Annotated in this window: 5 protein-coding genes; 3 read left to right on the forward strand and 2 right to left on the reverse strand. The window is 74.5% G+C overall.

Annotated elements, in window-relative coordinates; translation table 11 throughout:
* The first annotated feature begins 318 nt into the window (after window positions 1-318).
* Window positions 319-1,254, forward strand: coding sequence for a glycerophosphodiester phosphodiesterase (locus F9B16_RS48550; protein ID WP_192809371.1), 936 nt, complete (start codon window positions 319-321; stop codon window positions 1,252-1,254).
* Here F9B16_RS48550 and F9B16_RS48555 read toward each other — a convergent pair.
* Window positions 1,251-2,141, reverse strand: a complete 891-nt coding sequence (locus tag F9B16_RS48555; RefSeq protein WP_151547040.1) for a LysR family transcriptional regulator — start codon at window positions 2,139-2,141, stop codon at window positions 1,251-1,253. The genes F9B16_RS48550 and F9B16_RS48555 overlap by 4 nt on opposite strands.
* Before the next feature lie 71 nt (window positions 2,142-2,212).
* Here F9B16_RS48555 and F9B16_RS48560 point away from each other — a divergent pair, with 71 nt between their 5' ends.
* Both F9B16_RS48560 and F9B16_RS48565 read left to right on the forward strand, forming a co-directional pair.
* The gene (locus tag F9B16_RS48560; RefSeq protein WP_192809372.1) at window positions 2,213-3,721 is read left to right on the forward strand and encodes an MFS transporter; all 1,509 of its coding nucleotides are present in this window, start codon (window positions 2,213-2,215) and stop codon (window positions 3,719-3,721) included.
* A gap of 165 nt (window positions 3,722-3,886) precedes the next feature.
* Complete coding sequence (locus F9B16_RS48565; protein ID WP_151547042.1) at window positions 3,887-5,194, forward strand: sensor histidine kinase; 1,308 nt, start codon at window positions 3,887-3,889, stop codon at window positions 5,192-5,194.
* Window positions 5,195-5,239: 45 nt separating this feature from the next.
* Here F9B16_RS48565 and F9B16_RS48570 read toward each other — a convergent pair.
* A partial coding sequence (locus tag F9B16_RS48570) for a cyclic nucleotide-binding domain-containing protein (protein WP_151547043.1) occupies window positions 5,240-6,504 on the reverse strand: 1,265 nt, incomplete at its 5' end.

A 6,504-nucleotide genomic window follows, 5' to 3' on the forward strand; every position in this document is an offset into this window, starting at 1 on the left:
CCGGCGCCGGACGCGGAGGGGCCGCGGCGCCCGCGGTTCCCGCGCCCGCTGCGGCGCGGGCGGCGGGTGCTGCTCGGCGCGCTGGTGCTGACGAAGGCGGCGAAGAGCGCGAAACGGGCGGGGAGCGGGCGGGTGAAGGAACCGCCGCAAGGGGACGGGTGAGTCGATCCGGGGAAGAAGCCGTGTCCGGCTCGTAACGCACGCTCCGAATGCGTAATGTCACCCTGTGTACATGGTCTGCTACTGACTCGTAACCCGGGTGTCATCGGCCGAATCGAGGGTCGAGGCAGGCAACCCCCGGCTCCCCGAGAGGTGACAATGTCCCGTCGGCATGGTCTCGCCTTCACGGCCGTCCTGACCGTGGCCGTGAGCACCGGTCCCGCGACGGCGGCCGCCGCCGGCCCGCACCGCCCCCTCCCCCCGCTCCCGCCGCTCGTCCCGTTCGTCCCGCTCGCGGAGCGGCAGGCGGCGGCGGCCCACACGATCCTCGACGTCGGGCACCGCGGCGCGTCCGCGTACGCGCCGGAGAACACCCTCGCGTCGTTCAGGCTGGCGAGGACCCGGCACGCGGACATGTTCGAGCTCGACGTCCAGCAGACGAAGGACCACAAGCTGGTCATCCTGCACGACGGCACGCTGGCCAGGACGACGAACGTGGAGCACGTCTACCCGAAGCTGAAGCCCTGGAAGGTCTCCCAGCTCACGCTCAAGCAGATCAAGAAGCTGGACGCGGGGTCCTGGTACGCGAAGAAGTACAAGGGCGAGCGCGTCCCGACGCTGGACGAGGTGCTGAGCGCGATGAGCGGCACCGGCGCCGGCATGCTGCTCGAACTGAAGAGCCCCGCGCTGTATCCGGGGATCGAGGGACGGGTCGCCGCGGCGCTCAAGCGGCACCGGTCGTACTGGCTCGGCGCGAAGGGCGAGCCCGCGCGGAGCCGCCTGATCGTGCAGTCGTTCGACTGGGCGTCGGTCAAGCGCTTCCACAAGGACCTGCCCGGCGTGCCGACCGGCCTGCTCGGCATGCCGAAGGCGAAGGACCTGAAGAAGCTCAAGGCGTACGCGGACCTGGTCAACCCGTCCTACGGCGACCTGACGAAGACCTACGTCAAGCAGGTGCACGCCGCGCACCTGGGGCTGCTCACCTGGACGGTCAACAACAAGACGAAGATGGCGAAGGCGGTCGACCTCGGGGTCGACGGGGTCATCACCAACAAGCCGGACGTCCTGCACACCGTCCTGAAGGCGAGCGCCTAAGGGAGCGAGGGCAGCACCGCGCGGGCGCGGGCGATCAGCGCCCGCGCCGCCGGGCCGCGCGGCCCCTCCGCCCGCCACGCCAGCGCGATCCGGCCGCGCAGCCGGGGCCGGACGATCGGCATCGACGCCAGCTCGTCCGCCCGGATCGCGGTGGCGGACTCCGGCAGGACCGCCACGCCCAGCCCGTGCGCGGCGAGCTGGGCGAGGACGGGCGGCTCGCCGGCCTCGAACGCGATCCGCGGGCGCAGGCCGGCGGCCGCGCACGCCTCGTCCAGGACGGCCCGCAGCCCGGTGCCCTTCGGCAGGCTGACGAGGTCCTGCTCGGCGAGCGCGCGCAGGGTGATCGACGAGCGGCCGGCGAGCGGGTGGTCGCGGGACATCGAGGCGAACAGGTCCTGCTCGATGACGGGCTGGACGGCGATCCCCGGCGGCGGCCCGGCGCCGAGGCTGAGGAACGCGAGGTCGGTGCGGCCGGCGAGCAGCGCCTCGGCGAGCGACGCCGACTCGTCCTGGACGACGGTGATCTCCACGTTCGGGTGGTCGCGGTGGAACCCGGCGAGCAGCCCCGGCAGGTCGAGCGAGGCGATCCAGTCGATGGTGCCGATCGTGACGTGCCCGCGCAGCAGCCCGGTCAGCTCGTCCACCGACAGCTTCGCGCCCTCGACGGCGGCGAGCGCGGCCCGCGCGTAGGGCAGCACGGCGGCGCCGACCTCGGTGAGCCGGACGGTGCGCCCGGAGCGGTCGAGCAGCGGCTGCCCGAGCTCGCGTTCGAGCTGCCGGATCTGCGCGCTGACGCCGGGCTGCGCGACGTGCAGCTTCGCGGCGGCCTTGGTGAAGCTGGCCTCCTCCGTCACCGCCACGAAGTACTCCAGCTGGCGCAGCTCCATAACCGGGGATGCTAACAGCGAGAGCGTCCAGCTCTTGGACTTCTGGCCGACTCGGGACGCACGCTGATGGCATGCGCGCAGAACCTCCCGCTTTGGACGGGGCGATCGGCCCGGCGGACGCGTGGGGCACCCTCGCGGTCGCGGCCGTCGGCCTGTTCCTCGCCGTCGTGTCCACCACGGTCGTCAGCGTCGCGCTCCCGACGATCGGCCGCGACCTGCACGCCAGTCCGGCGGCACTGCAGTGGGTCGTGGACGCGTACGTGCTGGTCTACGCGAGCCTCCTCGTCGCGGGCGGCGCGCTCGGCGACCGCCTCGGCCGCAAGGGCCTGTTCATGGCCGGGACGGCGGTGTTCGGCGCGGGCTCCCTGGTCACCGGCCTGGCGCCGGCCACCGGGACGCTGCTCGCCGGGCGCGTCCTGCAGGGCCTCGGCCCCGCGCTGCTGGTGCCGGGCAGCCTCACGCTGATCAGGACGGTGTTCGAGGACGGCCGGCGCCGCGCGATGGCGATCGGGCTGTGGTCGACCGCGTCCGGGCTGGCGCTGGCGGCCGGGCCGCCGCTCGGCGGGCTGATCGTCGCCGGGCTCGGCTGGCGGTGGGTGTTCCTGCTGAACGTGCCGCTGACCGCCGTGCTGGTCGCCGCCGCCGGGCGGTTCGTCCCCCGGATTCCCCGGCCGGAGGCGGCGCGCGGGCCGTTCGACTGGCCGGGCGCCGCGCTGACCACGGCCGGGGTGGCGCTGCCGGCGTTCGCGACGATCCAGGGGCAGGACGCGGGCTGGACGTCGGCGCCGGTCCTGCTCGCCTTCGCCGCCGGGACCGCCGCGCTGGCCGGTTTCACCTGGTGGGAGCGGTGCGCCCGGCAGCCGCTCGTCGACGTGACGCTGTTCCTGCGGCCCCGGTTCGCCGCCGCGAACCTGGTGGCGCTGGTGGTGTTCTTCGCGTTCGTCGGCGCGATCGTGTACTTCAGCGCGTTCTTCCAGCAGGTCCAGGGCCGCTCGCCGGTCGGGGCGGGGCTGGAGGTGTCGGCGATCGGCGTCGCGTACGCGGTGGCCGCGACGCTGTCGGGGCGGCTCGTCCACCACGTGGGGGAGCGGGCGCTGCTGGTGACGGGCCTGCTGGTCGGCGGCGCGGCGACGCTCGGGCTGCTGCGCCTCGCGCCCGGCACCGGGACGGGCGCCGTCTGGTGGGACTTCGCGCTCCTCGGCGCGGGGATCGGGCTCTGCGGGACGCCGATCACCACGATCGCGATGTCGGCGGTGGACGCGTCGCGGGCCGGGATGGCGTCGGCGGTGACGAACGCGCTGCGGCAGGTCGGGCAGGTGTTCGGCGTCGCGGTGCTCGGCGCCCTGGTCTACGCGGGCCTGCCCGGCGGCGGTGCGCCGGGCCGGCTGGATCCGGACGGCGCGGCGGCGTTCGTCCGGGGCCTGCACCACGCGCTGTGGACGTCGGCGGCCGCGCTGCTGGCGGTGGCGGCCGTGGCCGCGCTCCTCTGCGCCCGCGAGCGGCCTGCCGGCCGGCTGTCTGCCGGCCGGCGGCCCGCTCGTGAGCGGCCCGCGGGCGAAGGGTCTCGCATCGGCGGGTGAAAGCGGTGTCATCGCAGGTCAGCGGCCGGTCATGGGCAACCATTTCTTTGGCCTCTCTTGGGTGCCGGGCGCCCGTCGCGAGGACTGAATCCGGTCCTGCGGGTGATTACCTCACCTGCGGGAGGTCGGGTGTACGGACGGCGCACATGGTCCATACGGGTGCGGATGACCGTGATTGCCGGGACGGTCTCCGCCCTCATCTGCGCCGTGCTCATCGCCATGATCGTCGTCGGGGTGCGCGGCCGCGCCACCGAGTACAAGCGCAACCAGGCGCTGTCCGCGGCGATGAAGGTCGCCGAGGAGTTCCGCCGCCGCCCGGTGCGCGGCGTCGTCGGCGCGCCGCACGGCATCGCCGTCCAGGTGCTGGACCCGCGCAACACCGTGGTCGCCGGGACGCCGGGCCACGTGGCCGGGCCGCCGATGGCCACGTTCCGGCCGGGCGCCGCGACCGGCTTCAAGGACGCCCAGGTGCTCTGCCCGCCGGCCGGCCTGCGCGGCTGCCACTGGGTGATCGACTTCACCGTCCGGCTGCCGTCCGGGGAGTGGCAGGTGTACGCCGCCGCGCCGAACGTGCCGTGGTTCGTCAGCGGCGGCCTGATCACCTTCGTGATCAGCGTGGGCCTGCTGCTGGTGCTGATGGTCGGCCTGCGGACGTGGCGGACCGTCGACCGGACCCTCGCGCCCGTCGACGGGATCCGCCGCGAGCTGACCGAGATCACCGCGAGCAAGTCGGGCCGCCGGGTCACCGTGCCGGAGAACCGGGACGAGATCCGGATGCTCGCCGAGGCCGTCAACGCGACCCTCGACCGGCTGGACGCCGCGCTCGCCAGGCAGCGCGGCTTCACCTCCGACGCCTCGCACGACCTGCGCAGCCCGATCGCCGCCGCGCGCACACAGCTGGAGGAGGCGCTGCTGTACGCCGACGACACCGACTGGCCCCGCACCGCCCGGACCGTCCTGCAGACCCTCGACCGGCTGCAGGCGATCGTCACGGACCTGCTGCAGCTCGCCCGGCTGGACGCTGGCGCCTGGCAGGACACCGAGACGATCGACCTCGCCGCCCTGGTCACCATCGAGCTGGCCCGGTCGGACCGCAGCAAGCGGATCGTCCCGGACCTGCAGGAGGGCGTGCAGCTGCGCGGCGACCGGCTGCGGCTGGTCCGGCTGTTCACGAACCTGCTGGACAACGCCGAGCGGCACGCCGAGTCGCGGGTCGACATCACCGTCCGGGACGACGACGGCGTCGCGGTCCTGGAGGTGCTGGACGACGGCGCCGGCATCGCGCCGGAGGACCGCGAGGTCGTCTTCCAGCGGTTCGCGCGGCTCAAGGACGGCAAGGCCCGCGACGCCAACGGCACCGGCCTCGGCCTCCCGATCGCCCGCGAGATCGCCAAGGCGCACGGCGGCACGCTGAACGTCGAGGACAGCGACCGCGGCGCCCGGTTCGTCCTCCGCATCCCGCGCGAGCCGTGACCGGCACCGCGGCGTCCGCCGTCCCGGCGTCCGCCGCCGCGCCGGTCAGTCGCGGGCGCCGGTGTCCGCGACCCGGATCCAGCCCTTGAGCCGCGACTCCTTCACCCGGGAGGTGAACGGCGCGTACCGGGCGGCGTCGTGGCCGGGCGCGTGCGCGAGCACCGTCTCGTACAGGAACGCGGACGCGACGAAGGCCAGGTCGGCGCGGGTCTCGGCGAGGCGCTGCCGGAGCGGGCGGGCGTCCAGCAGCCGGGCCGCGTGGATCACCGACGAGCCGGACACGCCCTGCGGGTCCGCGGTCACCGGGCCGACGTGCAGCGCCACCCGCAGCTGGATGCGGACGGCCTCCTGCGCGGTCCGGTTGTGGCGGCGCAGCGACGCGGCGAGCCGCGCGACGACCGGCTCGACAGCGGCGGCGGGGGTCTCGGGCGGGACGACGATCAGGGCGCCGTCGCCGCGGTCCTCGCGGTGGCACTCGTCCCACGGGACACCCGCGTCCGCGAACGCCTCCCACAGCAGCTCGTACATGATCCGGCGCATCTCGAGCCGGTCCATGTCGGTGCGGTACGGCGCGCTGAAGGACGCTATGTCGACGAACATGATGGAGCACATGTGGCCCGTCCACGGACGCCGTGCTGGAGGCTCCTTAACGGCGGTGGCGTACGCACCCCCAGGAAGGGCCCTGCCCTGTACGGATGGCATGGTCTGCGCGTAGGACGGGGTTAGGCGCAGAGGGGGCTCCGCCGCGCGCGCGGCGTAGGGGGACAGGACACCGTCGTCGTCGTACGGGGTGATGGCGGCGTAGGCGCTCGTCCCGGTGTAGGGGTCGAGCGGGGCCGCGGCGGCGCGGGCGTGCTCCTGCGACGGGAACACGCGCTCGGTCAGCCGGTCGTACACCTCCTTCTCCACCAGGGCGACCACCCGTGTGTGCGCGGTCAGGTACGCGGCGAACTCCTGGGTGGACATCCGCAGGGCGCGGACGGTGTCGACCGCGACGACGGTCGCCGACCGGCGCCGCAGCAGCAGCGCGGCGCGCTCGCCGATGATGTCGCCGGGGCCGCGGAACGCGACGATGCGCTCGCCGCCGTCCCGGTCGACGCAGATCCGCACGGCGCCGGAGCGGATCACGAGGAGGTGGTCGGCGGCGTCGCCCTCCCGCCACAGCACCTCGCCGAGCGGGTACACGACGTCGTGCGCGGCCGCGAGGAACCCGGCCTGCTCCAGCGGCGCGAGCGAGGCCCAGAACCCGGACCGCGCGGGAGGCCGCGGCCCGGCCGCCTCGGTGGCCCGCGGCCCGGCCGTCGCGGGAG

The sequence above is a fragment of the Actinomadura montaniterrae genome, assembly GCF_008923365.1.
Classification (GTDB): Bacteria; Actinomycetota; Actinomycetes; order Streptosporangiales; family Streptosporangiaceae; genus Spirillospora; species Spirillospora montaniterrae.